This is a genomic window from Gordonia sp. GONU (genome assembly GCF_024733855.1).
GTDB classification, from domain to species: domain Bacteria; phylum Actinomycetota; class Actinomycetes; order Mycobacteriales; family Mycobacteriaceae; genus Gordonia; species Gordonia amicalis.
Map to the genome: position 1 here is coordinate 1 of NZ_JANRHB010000039.1, position 15,876 is coordinate 15,876.

The following is a 15,876-nucleotide window of genomic DNA, read 5'->3' on the forward strand; positions in this document are numbered from 1 at the left end:
TCGGTGCAATAGCCGTCGCGCACGCGCACGAAGTCGGCGCACGCGGTGGTGGGCCGGTACGGATCGGCGGATTGCGCACCGGGATAGACAACGACTACACCCGACGAAGCCGCCTCCGGCGCATCGGCCGAGTTCGACTCCGTCGACTCACCAGTCGCACCGGCGTCGGGTCGCGAACGCTCGGCCTGACGCGACTGTGCGTCGCCCTCGTCTTCACCGGCCGACGAATCCGACTCTGCGGCAACACGTATAGGTGCCGTGCGGACAGGGGTGACCGGTTTGATGATCGCGTCGGGCCGGGCGGCGAGGTCGCGAATGTGTTCATCGGAGATCACGCCGTGACCGCCGACCCAGGCGATACCGGGCACACCGTCGAGGGTGGCGGGGTCGGTGACGACGTGGATCACGATCTCGGTACTCACCGACCGCACCACCTCAGCCGGGTCGGGGATCTCGGCGTCGCAGTCCTCCCGCTGGCACTGACACTCGAAAGCGGTGCCGGTCAACAGCGCGAACATGGCATCAGAGTTCCGTTGATTCCGCTTCCGACCATCCTGGGCGCAGACGGTCTCGGCCAACGCTTTCACCGCTTTCTCGGCGATCCGCACGTTCTCGGCCGCCATCACCCCGGTGATCTCACCGGTACCGTCGACGAAGTTCTCCGTCCACACCCCACGCTTGTCCAAGGCTTCGCGGCGGCGTTCCCGCACCGCATCGGGGTCGTGACGGAAGACCAGGCGATCGACCATGTCCCGCAACCGGGGTTTGCTCCACGCACCCGTGCGGCCGCGCAGGATGTGTTCGATCTCGGCGTCGAGGTCGGCCATGATCGTGTCGTCGGTGATCAGGTCGGTACGGGACAGGACCGTCTGGATCAACTGGCGCGACACGATCCCATCGCGCAGGGTGGTTAGTACTTTGGGAAGCCGCTCGCGCAGCGCGAGTGCTTCGCCGACCCACTGATCGGCCTGGTAGCGGGTGATGGCGTCTTCGCGGCACACCCGGGTGACCATCTCGGTGTAGCGGTCGATGAAGAACCCGCCAGTGCTGTTGAGGACGAGTTGGTCGTAGACGGTGGCGATCGACTGGTAGCGAGAATAGGCCAGGAAGGCTTCGCCGTGGCGGATCGACCGCATCCGTGTCATATGGGTTGCGGTGTCGGATGATTCGGGGTGGGCAGGATCGACTCCGCCGAGGAACTCGGCCGGTAGATCGGTCCACCTGTCTGACACGCTGCCCCCACAACGTCTACAGCCCAACCTGGTTGGCTGAATCTGTTACCAACCAAGGTAAACCCGATCACCGACAAGAACAGATACTCATCCACAGACGGGGTGACCAAGGGGTTGTGCGGCAATGGGTTACGCGAGAATCGGTCCTTCCACTTCCAGACCTCATCTCGACGTTGCGACCTCGATCGAAGTCGCAACGTCGAAATAGAGTCTGACAGACCGATTCCTCAGAACAGGGCGATCAGATGACACAGATTTGTGTTATCTCAGTCATGCGCGCACACTGTGACGTATGGCACTCGACGCGCAACTGACGTTCGCAGATCACATGGCGCGATTCTGCGCGCGTCGTTACAGCTACCCGCCGATGGTCGGACGCGTCCTCGGTTATCTGGCGGTGTGCGATTCGCCTGCCCCGACGATCGCCGAGCTGAGCGACGCCCTGCTCGCGAGCCGCTCGGCGATCGCCAACGCCATCGCCACGCTGGAATCCGTGGGCCAGGTGATGCGGACGCGCACCGCCGGGGAACGGATGGACCGCATCTCGATCGACATCACCTCGGCACGTGGCCTCGGGATGGACAATGCCGAATACGAAGAACTGGGGGCACTCGCACGAGAGGGACTCGACGTCCTTCGCGACGCACCTCCGGAGCGTCGCGCGGTCCTCAGCGAGATCGCGGCGTTCACCGAGTTCCTCACCAATCGGATCCCGGCGTTGTACGCCGAGTGGCAGAAGGAACGCGAGGTGTTGATCGCGGCCGGCGAGATCCCCGCTTCTCCGTCAGAAGGGCCGAGCGCATGACCCTCAGCCGCACCGCAGGCGCCGAGATCTGCATCCGCGGACTCACGAAAAGCTATGGCGAGCAAAAGGTTCTGGATGGTATCGACCTGACCGTTCCGGCCGGGTCGGTGACCGCGCTGCTCGGCCCCAACGGTTCGGGCAAGACGACCACGGTGAGCATCGCCTCGACGCTGTTCCCGGCCGATTCCGGCACCGTGACCATCGACGGCCACGACACCGTGGCAGCGGCCCGCGCGGTGCGCTCGATGATCGGCGTCACCGGCCAGTATGTCGCCATCGACGACCTGTTCAGCGGCCGCGAGAATCTGACCCTGATGGCCGACCTCCGCCACCTCGGACGCGCCGCTGGTCGACGTCGTGCGGACGATCTGCTCGAACAGTTCGATCTCGTGGGCGCTGCGGACCGTGCGGTGTCGACCTATTCCGGCGGTATGCGTCGCCGCCTCGACCTGGCGATGACGCTCGTCTCCACACCGCGCGTCATCTTCCTCGACGAGCCGACGACCGGACTCGACCCGCGCAGCCGACGGGTGTTGTGGGACATCATCAGCGGCCTCGCCGCCGACGGGGTCACGATCTTCCTCACCACCCAGTACCTCGAGGAGGCCGACCAGCTGGCCGACCGCATCGCGGTGCTCGACCACGGTCACATCGTCGCCGAGGGCACCGCGGCGGAACTGAAGAAGCGGGTGCACGATTCCGAGGTGCGCCTCACGTTCGCCGACGACGACGCCTTCGACTCCGCCCGGCGGCTACTCCCCTCCGCCCGGCCGATCGTCGAGTCCCGTCGGCTCGACATCGCCACCGACGACACCGTGTCCACCATCCGCACGACGCTCAACCTCCTCGACGCCGCCGACGTCGAGGTGGCCGACGTCCACGTCCACACCGCGACCCTCGACGACGTGTTCTTCGCCCTCACCGGGTCGGCACCGGCGGAAGCCGTCGGGAACGACAGCAACACCTCGGGAGCCGCGTCATGACCGCGTTGACCTACACCGTGACCGACTCGCGGGTCATGCTGCGCCGCAATCTCCGACGGCTCGTCAAGTACCCGTCGTTGACGATCATGCTGGTCGGCTTGCCAGTCGTGTTCCTGCTGCTGTTCGTCTTCGTCTTCGGCGGCCAGCTCGGCGCCGGGATGACCACATCCACCGGAGCCACCGGCCGCGCCGCGTACCTCGACTACGTCATCCCCGGCATCATCCTCGTGACGATCGCGTCCGCGGTCCAGGGGTCGGCGATCGTGGTCGCGATGGACATGACATCGGGGATTATCAACCGGTTCCGCACCATGGATATCGGACGATCCTCCGTGCTCGTCGGGCATGTCCTCGCCAGCCTCATCCAGGCCTTGTTCAGCATCGCGATCGTTCTCGCGGTGGCGATCGCCCTCGGCTTCCGCCCCACCGTGGACCCCCTCGGATGGCTTGGCGCACTCGGTATCACGGTCATGTTCTCGGTCGCCCTGATCTGGCTGGCGATCTACCTGGGCCTCGCCGCGGACACCGTGGAGACCGCCAGCAACTCGCCGATGTTCCTGACGATCATGCCGTTTCTCAGCACCGGTTTCGTTCCCGCCGACTCCTTGCCCGTCGGGGTCAAGCAATTCGCCGAGTACCAGCCGTTCACCCCTGTCATCGAGGTCCTCCGTGGAGCTCTCACCGCCGCAACGGTTCCCACCGGCAGCGTGATCGCGGCAATTGCCTGGAGCCTGGGCATCGGCGCGGTATCCTACGGACTCGCCCTGCGCACCTATGAACGGCGAGCCATCACCTCCTAGCCGACAACCGGAGCGGAACTCTTTGAGCGACAAGGTCGACTTCAAGAAGACACTCGACTGCTATCAGGCCAGACGCGGCGAGTTCCGCATCCTCGAAGTCCCCTCCATGCGATACCTGATGATCGACGGCCAGGGCGACCCCAACGACTCCCCCGACTTCGCCGCTGCGATCGAGACCCTGTATCCGGTCGCCTACAAGCTCAAGTTCGCCAGCAGCCGCGGACTCGGTCGCGACTATGTGGTGCCGCCGCTTGAAGGCCGATGGTGGGCCGACGACATGGAGGTGTTCACCGGGGCGCGCGACAAGACCAGGTGGAGCTGGACACTCATGATCCTGGTTCCGCCGTGGCTGACCGACGACATGATCGCCTCGGTGATCGAGACGGTCGGCACGAAGAAGCCACCGCCCCGGCTCGACGACCTTCGCACCGCGACCCTCGACGAGGGACTCTGCGTGCAGACCCTGCACCTCGGTTCCTTCGACGACGAGGCACCCGTCCTGAACCGCATGCACGAGGAGTTCATCCCCGCCAATGACCTGCGCATGAGTGGGCACCACCATGAGATCTACTTCAGCGACTTCCGCAAGGTGGCACCGGCGAGGCTCCGTACGATCCTGCGCCAGCCGGTCGAGAGGACTCACCGGTAGGGATCGGTGATCTCCCGCAGGCGGATCAGCGATCTCTCCAGCGCCGCATAGTCGTCGGCGGTCGGCGGGCGGGTCCCGGCGAGTGCGCTTCAGCCGTCCGACGGTTCGGACTCGGGTTCACGCGCCGGCTGACTCCAGCTCGCCAGGATCGAGATCGCCTCGCGGGACGGCGACCCCGGCTCCGTCGTGTACAGGTACAGGGCCTGTTCACTGTCGCCGGGCAGCACGAAAGTCTCGTAGTCGACGGTGACGTCGCCGACGATCGGGTGCACGAGCCGCTTAGAACCGAAGGTCCGTTGGTGGACCTGATGTTCCGACCACCACTGCCGGAACTCCGGACTCGACACCGACAGCTCGCCGACCAGTTCGATGACGTCGCGATCCTCCGGGGATCGCCCGGCCTCGAGGCGCAGACTCTCGACGGCGTTGCGGGCCTGCGCTTCCCAGTCGACGAAGAGGTCGCGCGCGTCGTCGGAGAGGAGCATCCAGCGGGCGTAGTTCCGTTCGCGTCCGGGCATCCGCTCGAAGTCGGCGAACAGAGCGCACGCCATCCGGTTGGCGGCGAGCACCTCGGTGCGTCGACCGAGGATCAGCGCGGGGTGCGCGTCGAGCGAATCGAGGAGCTGACGCAGTCCGGGTCGTACCCGCTGCGCCGCGCGCGTACGTGCGACCGCCCGCGGCGTCCGCGTCGCGGAGACGAGATCGTGCAAGTGGGTGCGTCCTACGTCGTCGAGCCCGAGGGCACGCGAGATCGCCTCGATGACCTGCGTCGACGGCACGATGCGCCGACCCTGTTCCAGCCGCGTGTAGTAGTCGGTGGACACCCCGGCCAGCAGCGCCACCTCTTCGCGTCGCAGCCCCTTGACGCGGCGAACCCGCCCGTCGTCGGCGAGTCCGGCCTCCTGCGGATCGCGTGCCGCCCGAGCACGACGGAGGAAGTCCGCGAGTTCTCGATTCAGATCGGCCATGACCACCATCATGCGCGCGCGCCGCGGACCGTGCCTGGGTCTTCGAGTCCTAGGTTGCCCGGTCCTGGGTACGGGGTGGTCAGTTATGGGGTCCCACAGGGCCTTTCGGCGCGAGATTCTGGTGTCACCGGTTCGAGAGACGAGCTGGGAAACACAGGAGGTAATCATGAGCCATCCCACCGATCGTCCGGCAACCTGGTTCGTCACCGGCGCTTCGCGCGGCCTCGGCCTGGAACTGGTCATCCAGCTGTTGCAACGCGGCGACAACGTCGCGGCCACGACCCGATCTGCCGGTCGTCTGACCGAAGCCCTGGCCGATGTCGACACGAGTCGCCTGCTCCCACTGGAGGTGTCGCTCGCCGACGAAGCCGACGTCAAGACTGCGGCGGCGGCCACCGAGGAACGGTTCGGCGGCATCGACGTGGTGGTCAACAACGCCGGCTACGGCTTCCTCGCCGCGGTCGAGGAGGTCACCGACGCCGAGGCCCGGGAGATGTTCGACGTCCAGATCTTCGGGGTCTGGAACGTGCTGCGGGCCGCGCTGCCGCAGATGCGCGCACGCCGCAGCGGCCACATCATCAACGTATCGTCGATCCTGGGTATCACCACGTTCCCAGGCTGGGGCCTGTACTGCGCCGGCAAGTTCGCGCTGGAGGGGCTGACCGAGTCGCTGGCTGCCGAGGTCGCCGACTTCGACATCGCGGTCAACCTGATCGAACCCGGCTACATGCGGACCGACTTCCTGCGTCCCAGCTCGCTGGGTCTGCCGGAATCCACCGTCGACGCCTACCCGGCCATCCGCGAGATGACCCAGGCACACCAGGCCATGCCCGGCACCCAGCTCGGCGATCCGGCCCGCGCCGCGTCGGCGATCATCACCGTCGCCGTCGAGGGCGACGCCCCGATGCACCAGCTCCTGGGGTCGGACTCACTCGAGTTCGCCGACGCCCGCCTGGAGGCGCTGCGGGCGGACTTCGACGCCGCGAAGACGCTCGCGGTGACCTCGGATCACCAGGACTGAGTCCATGCGACGTCGCTTCGGCGATGCGACCTCGATCGAAGTCGCATCGCCGAAATGACCTCTGTCAGTGAGCAGGCCGGGTTTCAGCTCGCCGGCGCGTACTCCCACGCTTCGGCTCTGCGGTTGTAGGCAACCCGGATGATGGCACCGGCATCGAGTTGCGCGGCCAGCACCAGCGTCGGCACGAGTAGCTCGAGGGCGTATGCCGCGACCGGGTCCGCCGGATCGTCGGGCATCACATCGGTCTTGAGCAGATCTGCCCATCCCGCGGACTCGAGATATCCGAAGGTGGCCGCCACGAGATCCTCAACGGTGAGGTCCAGGTCCCGGACCATGATCGTCGTTGTGGCCCGGTGGGAGTTGAGTCCGCCGAACGCGCGGTCGCATCCGCAGGTCCGGGAATCGCACACCACCGACGGCAGCACGATCTCGCCCTCCACGGCGTGGCAGAAGTCATCCTCGCGGGTGGCACCGGATGAGGTGGCGGTCAGGACTTTCATGAGCGACTCCCGTGTGTCGATCCACCTCGCAGAACGCGAGGCCCACGCCGCGCGGCGTGGTGCGATCCACGGTGACGACCGATCCCGACAAGCAACACGGTGGCCGACGACACCATCCACAGCCCGGCCTGACATCCACAGGTCCCGGGCCTACCCCGGGCCCGAGCCGTCCCGCGAGGCACGTTGTCGAGAAGTCGGACGACCCGATCGTCTGGAAGCCGCACTTCTGCAACGGTTCACCGCGGCGAGGCAAGGACAGGCCGTGTCACCAACGGCCCCGAGTACGATGCCCGGAATCATCGCGCGTGGAAGTTCAACGAGGTCGGCGCCTCTCGAGTCGCGTCTATAGTCGGGTGCACACCGACTCGACCGAACGGATCACCATGCCGACAACAGTCGCCGAGAGGATCGTCGAAGAGCTCGATCGTGCCGGAGTGCAGCGTGTGCACGGGCTTCCGGGTGATTCACTCAACGGTCTCACCGACGCCCTGCGCACCACCGAGGCCATCACCTGGCAACACGTCCGGCACGAGGAGGCGGCTGCGTTCGCGGCCTCCGCCGAAGCCGCACTGACCGGCGAACTCGCGGTGTGCGTGGGCAGTTGCGGCCCCGGCAATCTCCACCTGATCAACGGGCTCTTCGACGCTCACCGCAGCCGCGTGCCGGTTCTCGCGATCGCGGCCCACATCCCCGGACCCGAGATCGGCAGCGGCTACTTCCAGGAAACCCATCCCGAACAGCTCTTCCGCGAGTGCAGCGCCTTCTGCGAGATGGTCAGCACCCCCGAGCAGATGCCCCGACTGCTCGACGTCGCTTTGCGCACGGCGGTCGAACGGCGCGACGTGGCCGTTCTGGTGATCCCCGGCGAACTGTTCCTCAAACCGTGCCCCAAACGTCGTGCGGGCGCACCGATCCGGCGGATGCCGCGGGTGGTCCGTCCCACCGACGCGGAGTTGACCCGCACTGCAGACACTCTGAACGCCGCTCGGCGGGTCACGATCCTCGCGGGTGCCGGTGTCCAGGGATCGCACGACGAGGTCGTCGGACTCGCCCGCGCGTTACAGGCACCGATCGTGCATGCCTTGCGCGGCAAGGAGTTCATCGAATACGACAACCCCTACGACGTGGGCATGACCGGGCTGTTGGGCTTTTCGTCGGGGTATCGCGCGATCGAGAAGTGCGACACCCTTCTCATGTTGGGGACCGACTTCCCGTATCCGCAGTTCTATCCGTCCAAGGCGACCATCATCCAGATCGACATCCGTGGCGAACAGATCGGTCGACGCTGTCCGGTCGACGTGCCGCTGGTCGGCGATGTCGGCGACACGGTGCGCGCGCTGCTCCCGCTGATCTCGGCCGACCGCGATCCCGAACACCTGACGACCTCACTCGCCCACTACACAAAGGCGCGTCGACGCCTGGACGAACTGGCCGACAACGACCGCAACCGGTCCCCGATCCACCCGCAGTACCTCACCCGGCTCATCAGCGAAAAGGCAAGCGCGGACGCCGTCTTCATCCCCGACGTCGGTTCGCCCGTCGTGTGGGCCGCGCGGTACCTGACCATGAACGGGTCCCGCCGACTGATCGGCTCGTTCACCCACGGGTCGATGGCGAATGCGGTCTCGCAGGCGATCGGCGCGCAGACGGCATTCCCCCGGCGACAGATCATCGCACTGGCCGGCGACGGCGGGCTGGCGATGCTGCTCGGGGAGTTGCTCACCATCACCCAGAACGAGCTGCCGGTGAAGATCGTCGTCTTCAACAACTCGTCGCTGAACTTCGTCGAGGTGGAGATGAAGGCAGCCGGATTCGTCAACTACGGCACGGATCTGGAGAACCCCGACTTCGCGAAGCTCGCCGAATCCGTCGGCATCCGCGGACGCAAGGTCGAGCAGGCCGACGACCTCGCCGGCGCCGTCGACGAATTCCTCGCCCACGACGGCCCGGCGCTGCTCGACGTGACGACGGCCCGCCAGGAACTGTCGATCCCACCGACCATCACCGCCGCCCAGGCCAAGGGATTCACCCTCTACGCCCTGCGCACCGTGCTGTCCGGTCGTGGGGACGAACTGGTCGACCTGGCGGAGACCAACGTCTTCCGGCGGCTGTTCGACTGACCGCCCTAACGCTGCGCGGCCGAGAGTCCGGCGAGAGCCTGATCGATGTGATCCGGCCATTCCTGGGCGACAACGTGATTCACCGCTGAATCCCCGGCGTACGCACTCGAGATCACCACATCGACGGTCAGCGTCGCCAGCAGACGCAGGCTCTCCGCAAGAGTGTGTGCGTTGCTGAAACTCGGCAGATATCCGGCCGTCCACTCGCCGGATTCGCTCAGGTACAGGGTGTCTCCGGTGAACAGGTACCGGAGGCCGTCGTCACCCGGCACGAGGTAGCACGTGCTGCCGGGTGTGTGCCCGGGTGTCGGGATCACCTCGACACCGTTGTCGTCGACGTACCTTTCGGCGAGCGCTATGTCCACGCGCGCATACCGGCCGATCCGGCCGGCCTCGGGTGCGGGCGCGTGCAGCGTCGCCCCGAACCGGTCTTCGATGCGGCCGAGCATCGGGCCGGCCTCATCGTGATGGGACAGGTACTGGTCGTCGACGCCACCCAACTTCTCCACGTCGTCGAACTCGGCGTCGGACGCCACCGAGTAGAACAACGCGTTGCGGTCCGACGTCCACAGGTAGGCATGCGTGGTGAGGCCGGGGAATGGATTGTCGGTGGCGGTCTCCCAGAGGTCGGGTAGCACCTGTCGCATCGGGTTCTCCTCGGTGAGGGCGGTCACGTCCACCCACGGTGCAACTTCAAGTGGACTCGAGGTCAAGGAGGCGACGTGCACACTCGGCACGACGGGTGATACACATGAGGGAATTCGTCTCAGTTATTGGGGGTTCCCGTGTCCGCAGTGCTGTCGGGTCGCTCGACCGACGACGCTCCCGCCTTCCCGAGCGCCGTCACCTACGACGCCGCGATGTCCAACCGCCGACTGCAGCGCGCACGCGCCCTTGTCCGGAGGGCGACGGGTAACGACCTCTACCCCGAGCCCGAGCAGCTGCGCACCTTCGCCGAGGACATGTTCCGCACCGATCCGGTGGCCGAGCGGTTTGTCGACGAGGTCTACGGCTCGCTCGGCCCCGAGGCCGCCCGAGCGCTGCTGGACCAGGCACTCACCGACGGGCTCGACAGCATCGAGAGCCCACCGCCGGCGCTGGTCGAACTGTTCGAGGAATTCGAGACGGTTCCCGACTGGGTCGACCCGGAGCTCATCGCGGAGGGCGAGGAGATCTGGCGTCGCTGGGGCACCGGACTCTTCAGTGTCGCCGGCGGGATCACACTCGAGATGTACACCGAGGCCGCAGTCGCCAAGCCGCTGTCACTGGCCGGCGGATACGCCGGCGACAACGCGCTACGCCGATTCCTGGAGACGTCCCGGTTCTGGATCGACGTCTCCCAGCCCGGCGCGCTGCTGACCCCGGGGTCGGCCGGACGGGCGACGGCGATGCGGGTCCGCGTGATGCATGTGTGGGTTCGACGCACCGTCGCCGAGCACCCCGAATGGGACGTGGAGCGGTGGGGCGAGCCAATCAGTCAGTCGTATCAGCTGCTGACCCTGCTCGGCGGCAGCGTCGTGCCCGCGTCGGCACTGTGGCTGACCGGCGTCCAGACCACGCCTCGCGAGATCCGGGTGCTGTTGCACTATCAGCGCTACCTCGGGCATCTGCTCGGCGTGCGTACCCAGTGGTTCCCCGAGACCATCGCCGACTCGCTGCGATTGTTGGCCTTCGTCAACACGACGCGCAGCTACGACGCGGGTGCGGAAGGCGCCGAACTCATCGAGTCGTTCCCGGCTGCATTCGCCGGCGCGAACGCGAAGGGCCTCGAGCGCATCCGCGGCAAGTACAACGCCATGATGTACGCCGCGTACTCGACGATCTACATGATGCCGACGACGCGCTTTCGCTACGACATGCCCAATCCGGTCCCGGGTCTCGCGCTGATCCTGTTGCGACTGCCCGCCGTGACGCTCATCGAGACACTGCGCCGGGTCTCCCCGACGTTCCGCCGACTGCACGAGAAGGTGATGTGTCGCCACCGGGAGAATTGGCACCGATGGCAGTCCTCGGGACGCCCTGCGGAGTTCGCGCACGGCAAGGGGCTGCGACGCTGACGTCCACGCGGTGTCGTCGAGCGCGGGACCGGAGGATGCCACGGTTTTGCCTGCGGAACCCGCGCGATTAGCGTTGTCGAAATGACCCAACCCCCCATCACGGAACCGACGGCAGCCGGTGAGGCGCCCGACCTCGAGACGCGCGTCGGCCACTACTACGTCCTCGACGGCTCCTACGAGGTGGGGCGCGAGAAGGTCCGCGAATACGCCCGCGCGGTCCAGGACTACCACCCTGCCCACTGGGAGCCGGAAGCCGCTGCTGCCCTTGGATACTCGGGACTCGTCGCACCGCTGACGTTCACCTCCATCCCGGCGATGGCCGCGAACCGGGAGCTGTTCGAGTCCGTGATCGTCGGCTACGACACCTACGTGCAGACCGAGCAGGTCTTCGAGCAGCACCGGCCGATCGTGGCCGGGGACGAGCTCGTCACCGACGTCGAACTGTCGAGCGTGCGCAAGGTCGCCGGCCGTGAGCTGATCACCGTGACCAACACCATGACCGACGCCGCCGGCGAGAAGGTGCACACGATGCACACCACGGTTGTCGGGGTCACCGCCGACGAGGTCGATCCGACTCTCGGCCCCGCGGTGCGCAAGGTGATGATGCACGACGTCAACATCTTCAGCCACGAGGACACCCACCACCTGTACGAGAAGACCGTCCGGCCCGAGGGTGAGATCCGCGTCGCCGACGGCGCGAGCCGTCCGTCCGGCGCGCGCTCCTTCGACGAGCTCTCGGTGGGCGACGAACTGCCGATGCACACCGTCCGCATCTCCCGCGGCGACCTGGTCAACTACGGAGGTGTCGCCGGCGACGCCAACCCCATCCACTGGGACGAGGCGGTCGCCAAGCTCGCGGGGCTGCCCGACGTCATCGCACACGGGATGCTCACGATGGGTCTCGGCGCGGCCTTCGTCGCCTCGTGGTCCGGCGATCCCGGCGCGGTCACCCGCTACTCGGTGCGGCTCTCCCAGACGGTTCCCGTCTCGGCGTCCGACGGCGGCGAGATCGAATTCAGCGGACGCATCAAGTCGCTGGACCCCGAGACCAGGTCCGGTGTCGTCATCATCGTCGCGAAATCGGGTGGCCGGAAGGTGTTCGGTCTCGCGACCATGAACATCCGTTTCGCCTGACCGACCAGAGCGCTACTATCTGCATATGAATGCAGATAAGCATTCACCGGTCGCGCGCTCTCCCATCGCGGAGGATCAGGTGCGGCTGGTGGTCGAGGTCTTCCGGATGCTTGCCGACCCGACCCGCATCCAACTGCTGTGGGCACTGTCCGACACCGAGATGTCGGTCAGTGAACTCGCGGACGCGGTCGGCAAGCCCGGGCCCTCCGTGTCGCAACATCTCGCCAAGCTCCGGATGGCGCGGCTCGTCCGCACCCGCCGCGCCGGGACCACGATCTTCTACAGTCTCGAGAACGAGCACGTCCAGCGTCTCGTCACCGATGCGGTGTTCAACGCCGAACACGCCGGCCCGGGTGTGCCCCCACACCATCGCGGCGATCCCGCACTTCGCGCCGTCGATCCGGGACCGGCCCGGGAGGCGTGAGCGATGACGCATCTGCCCCGCGCCCCCCATCGGCACGACCACCCTGACGGTCACGCGCACCGCCATCCGCATCACCACGGCCATACGCACCGGCACGGCTTCCGGGGAATAGTCGCCGAGATCTTCGCGCCGCATTCCCACGACGCGGCCGACAGCGTCGACTCCGCACTGGAGTCCTCGAAGGCAGGCATCCGCGCAGTGAAGATCAGCCTGCTGGTCCTCGGCGTCACCGCTGTCGCACAGGCCGGGATCGTCGCCGCCTCGGGCTCGATCGCGCTGGCCGCCGACACGATTCACAACTTCTCCGACGCCCTCACCGCGGTACCGCTCTGGATCGCTTTCGCCCTGGGCACCCGGTCGGCCACTCGGCGCTACACCTACGGGTTCGGACGCGTCGAGGACCTGGCCGGACTGTTCGTCGTCGCGATGATCGCCCTGTCGGCGTTCATCGCCGGATACGAGGCCGTAGGACGGCTCCTCGATCCCCGACCCATCGAACACGTCGGGTGGGTGGCGCTTGCCGGTCTCGTCGGCTTCATCGGCAACGAGTGGGTGGCGCTGTACCGCATTCGAGTCGGCAGACGCATCGGTTCGGCCGCCCTCGTCGCCGACGGACTCCACGCGCGCACAGACGGTTTCACGTCCCTCGCGGTGCTGCTCAGCGCGGGCGGCGTGGCTGTCGGGATTCCGCTCGCCGATCCGATCGTCGGGCTGCTGATCACCGTCGCCATCCTCGCGGTTCTGCGCACTGCGGTGCGCGACGTCTTCCGCCGTCTGCTCGACGGCGTGGATCCCGACCTCGTCGAGACCGCCGAGAAGACCCTCGCCGAACGTCCGGGGGTGCTGGCCGTCCGCAGCATTCGCATGCGCTGGATCGGACATCGACTCCATGCCGACGCCGAACTGGACGTCGATCCGAACCTGCTGCTCACCGAGGCGCACACCATCGCGCACGACGCCGAACACGAACTGACCCATGCCGTTCCGAAGCTCGCCAGCGCACTGATCCACGCTTATCCCGCACACGGGGATCATCCCCACGGGCAGCAGGAACACACGGTCAACACCCGCCCTTGATCACGAAGCATGGCCGCAGATGACCCGCTGGTGGACATCGGGCGCCACTCGGCGGCCACAACATCAGAGCCCCCGACCGAAGTCGAGGGCTCTGATGCCTGCGGGCTGCAGATGAATCACTCCAGAATGAAGACCGGAATCTCACGGTCGGTCTTGGTCTGGTACTCCCCGTAGGGAGGGAAGGCCGCGACGGCGAGCTCCCACCAGTGAGCACGCTCGTCGCCGCTGATCTCACGCGCGGTCAGTTCCTTGATCTCGGAACCGTCCTGCACGGTGACCTGCGGATTGGCCTTGACGTTGAAGTACCAGGCCGGATGCTCCGGTGCACCGCCTTTGGAGGCGACCATCGCGTACTTGCCGTCCTCCTCCACGCGCATGAGCGGCACGTAGCGCTTCTTGCCGGACTTCGCGCCGGTGGTGGTGAACAGCACGATCGGACGATCCTGGACCAGCACACCCTCGGTGGTGCCCTGCTCCAGGATCTTCTCGGTCTGCTCGCGGACCCAGCCTTCAGGACTCAATTCTGCGTTGACACTCATGGCCGCAAGAACACTCCGACACCCGTACCTATTCCGCCGTCCGCGGATCGCCACCGTCTTCGGCGACAGTCTCCGTTGCTGCTCCCGCTCCGGACGCCGGTCGCGACCCGTCGGCAGTCGTCACATTGGTCTCGCCGGTGGATGATCCGTCGTCCACGACCGTCTTCAGGTCCGAACCGGCGGAATCCGGCACCGGCTCCTTCTCCGTAGTCGAGGAGTCCGACACCGCCGGCACATCCCCGATCGGGTCAGCACCGGGAGTCGTGTCGTCGGACTGTTCTCCGCCGGGACCCGAGGTCGATCCGCCGTGCTCGCCTCTGGGGGCGGGGCCGGGATCGACGGGCTGGGTGTCCTCGATGATTCCCGGGTCGGGACCCGGCTTCGTCGTGTTGCCCCGATCGTTCCCCGAACCACTGCCGGAACCGAGGTCCGTGGGTGTACCCGTGACGGGCGGGACGAGGTGGGGTCCGAGCGTCAGGGTCTTCGCCGGAAGTGTGACACCCCATGGCAGGGTGAAGCTTCCGGTTCGAATCCTCGGGGTGAGGTCGGCGCGATCGGTCGGCACACCCAAGCGGATCTGCGGCACACTGAGGTAGTTGACGTATGTGTCACCGCCCACGGTCACGACGGGGAAGAGAACGATCGTGCTTCCCAGCCAGTCCAGTGTGATCGCTCCCGGCCCATACACCGGGTCGGCGACATTCGAATCGCTGCCGCCGACGATGACGGGTGCGTACCCATAGCTCGAGGTGACCGCGATCCGGTGGGTTCCGGCCGACTGACCGAGGGTGACCCGAACGAAGTCCTTCGTCAACGCTGTCGCGCTGCCTCCCCCGAGCACCACGTCGTCGAGGATGTCCTCCAGCGACCGGTCGCCGGTGAGGAGCGTCCCGGGATTCGTCAGGCCGAACTGGATCTCCTTCTTCAGCCGGTCATAACGAAAGTCGAATGCGCCCAGAACGTTTGTGCACGCACCAGCCGAGGACGAGGTCGCTATCGCGAGGGCACCGAAGCAGGTGACCGACCCGGTGTCGTCGGCAGACGCCGTCGCGACGCCCAACCCCAGGACGGCGAGGGCGAAGGCGACGTCAGCGGCGCTCGGAGACGAGGTTCCGGCGACAGAGCCCGGGAGGAATGCGAATGACGCCCCGTCACCCTGCGCGTCCGGGTGGTTGAGCACGGTGCCGCCGAGGACTCCCTGCGAAACGATCTGGATGCCCCGGTCATCGATCGTGACGCCGACCTCGTTGAGCGCTCGCAGCATCGCCGTGAGGACGCGGCTCTCATAGGCGAAGGTGATCTCGGACGGGTGAGGAAAGGACACGACCGGTGGATTGGACGGGAACGACACCACCGGAGGGTTGGGCGGGAACGACACCACCGGATTGACCGACGCCTGCGCACCGCCGAAGGCGACACCTGCCGTCATGGCCGCCGCTGCCACCACCGACGCCGAACCGGTGGCGATCTTCCTGCGGCGTTTGCTCCGTCTCCGAGCAGTCATGAGACAGCCTTTCTCTGTACAGGAAATGCGCACGAGGGATTCTTCGGCTTCCCGACCAAAGCA

The 15,876-nt window shown here is 66.6% G+C and carries 16 protein-coding genes; 10 read left to right on the forward strand and 6 right to left on the reverse strand.

Features of this window, described 5'->3' with window-relative positions; genetic code table 11:
• Positions 1-1,232, reverse strand: a 1,232-nt coding sequence (locus NWF34_RS22275) for a DUF222 domain-containing protein (RefSeq protein ID WP_258326090.1), incomplete at its 3' end; no start/stop codon positions are given.
• 292 nt (positions 1,233-1,524) lie between these two features.
• On the opposite strand from NWF34_RS22275, the gene NWF34_RS22280 reads away from it, so the two are divergent.
• Genes NWF34_RS22280 through NWF34_RS22295 form a run of 4 tightly spaced genes read left to right on the forward strand, consistent with a single transcriptional unit; the run spans position 1,525 to position 4,469 of the window.
• Positions 1,525-2,037 (forward strand): GbsR/MarR family transcriptional regulator, encoded by a 513-nt coding sequence (locus NWF34_RS22280; protein ID WP_024497455.1) that lies wholly within the window; start codon positions 1,525-1,527, stop codon positions 2,035-2,037.
• Entirely contained in the window at positions 2,034-3,020 is a 987-nt protein-coding gene (locus NWF34_RS22285) for an ATP-binding cassette domain-containing protein (protein WP_258326091.1), read from the forward strand. The genes NWF34_RS22280 and NWF34_RS22285 overlap by 4 nt, the downstream gene beginning before the upstream one ends.
• Entirely contained in the window at positions 3,017-3,820 is an 804-nt protein-coding gene (locus tag NWF34_RS22290; RefSeq protein WP_159405964.1) for an ABC transporter permease, read from the forward strand. The genes NWF34_RS22285 and NWF34_RS22290 overlap by 4 nt, the downstream gene beginning before the upstream one ends.
• Before the next feature lie 22 nt (positions 3,821-3,842).
• On the forward strand, positions 3,843-4,469 hold the full coding sequence (locus tag NWF34_RS22295) for a GyrI-like domain-containing protein (RefSeq protein ID WP_258326092.1): 627 nt from the start codon (positions 3,843-3,845) through the stop codon (positions 4,467-4,469).
• Positions 4,470-4,558: 89 nt separating this feature from the next.
• Here NWF34_RS22295 and NWF34_RS22300 read toward each other — a convergent pair whose 3' ends face one another.
• Positions 4,559-5,437 (reverse strand): helix-turn-helix domain-containing protein, encoded by an 879-nt coding sequence (locus NWF34_RS22300; RefSeq protein ID WP_258326093.1) that lies wholly within the window; start codon positions 5,435-5,437, stop codon positions 4,559-4,561.
• Positions 5,438-5,603: 166 nt separating this feature from the next.
• Between NWF34_RS22300 and NWF34_RS22305 the strand changes: the two genes are divergently transcribed.
• Positions 5,604-6,458: an SDR family NAD(P)-dependent oxidoreductase gene (locus tag NWF34_RS22305; protein ID WP_258326094.1), complete on the forward strand. Its 855-nt coding sequence runs from the start codon at positions 5,604-5,606 to the stop codon at positions 6,456-6,458.
• A gap of 83 nt (positions 6,459-6,541) precedes the next feature.
• Here NWF34_RS22305 and NWF34_RS22310 read toward each other — a convergent pair whose 3' ends face one another.
• Entirely contained in the window at positions 6,542-6,958 is a 417-nt protein-coding gene (locus NWF34_RS22310) for a hypothetical protein (protein WP_258326095.1), read from the reverse strand.
• 383 nt (positions 6,959-7,341) lie between these two features.
• On the opposite strand from NWF34_RS22310, the gene poxB reads away from it, so the two are divergent.
• Positions 7,342-9,078 (forward strand): ubiquinone-dependent pyruvate dehydrogenase, encoded by a 1,737-nt coding sequence (poxB, locus tag NWF34_RS22315; protein ID WP_258326113.1) that lies wholly within the window; start codon positions 7,342-7,344, stop codon positions 9,076-9,078.
• 5 nt (positions 9,079-9,083) lie between these two features.
• Here poxB and NWF34_RS22320 read toward each other — a convergent pair whose 3' ends face one another.
• Entirely contained in the window at positions 9,084-9,725 is a 642-nt protein-coding gene (locus tag NWF34_RS22320; protein WP_258326114.1) for an MBL fold metallo-hydrolase, read from the reverse strand.
• A gap of 138 nt (positions 9,726-9,863) precedes the next feature.
• On the opposite strand from NWF34_RS22320, the gene NWF34_RS22325 reads away from it, so the two are divergent.
• From NWF34_RS22325 to NWF34_RS22340, 4 genes are all read left to right on the forward strand, one after another.
• Complete coding sequence (locus NWF34_RS22325; RefSeq protein WP_258326096.1) at positions 9,864-11,135, forward strand: oxygenase MpaB family protein; 1,272 nt, start codon at positions 9,864-9,866, stop codon at positions 11,133-11,135.
• Between the two features lie 81 nt (positions 11,136-11,216).
• The gene (locus NWF34_RS22330) at positions 11,217-12,269 is read left to right on the forward strand and encodes a fused (3R)-hydroxyacyl-ACP dehydratase subunits HadA/HadB (RefSeq protein WP_024497442.1); all 1,053 of its coding nucleotides are present in this window, start codon (positions 11,217-11,219) and stop codon (positions 12,267-12,269) included.
• A 25-nt stretch (positions 12,270-12,294) separates the two neighbouring features.
• Positions 12,295-12,693 (forward strand): metalloregulator ArsR/SmtB family transcription factor, encoded by a 399-nt coding sequence (locus tag NWF34_RS22335; RefSeq protein ID WP_006435464.1) that lies wholly within the window; start codon positions 12,295-12,297, stop codon positions 12,691-12,693.
• A gap of 3 nt (positions 12,694-12,696) precedes the next feature.
• Positions 12,697-13,770: a cation diffusion facilitator family transporter gene (locus tag NWF34_RS22340; protein WP_258326097.1), complete on the forward strand. Its 1,074-nt coding sequence runs from the start codon at positions 12,697-12,699 to the stop codon at positions 13,768-13,770.
• 116 nt (positions 13,771-13,886) lie between these two features.
• On the opposite strand, the gene NWF34_RS22345 is transcribed toward NWF34_RS22340, so the two are convergent.
• Both NWF34_RS22345 and NWF34_RS22350 read right to left on the reverse strand, forming a co-directional pair.
• Positions 13,887-14,309 (reverse strand): nitroreductase family deazaflavin-dependent oxidoreductase, encoded by a 423-nt coding sequence (locus NWF34_RS22345; RefSeq protein ID WP_024497439.1) that lies wholly within the window; start codon positions 14,307-14,309, stop codon positions 13,887-13,889.
• Positions 14,310-14,337: 28 nt separating this feature from the next.
• A complete protein-coding gene (locus NWF34_RS22350; RefSeq protein WP_258326098.1) occupies positions 14,338-15,813 on the reverse strand; it encodes a hypothetical protein in 1,476 nt (491 codons plus the stop codon).
• Positions 15,814-15,876 lie beyond the last annotated feature (63 nt).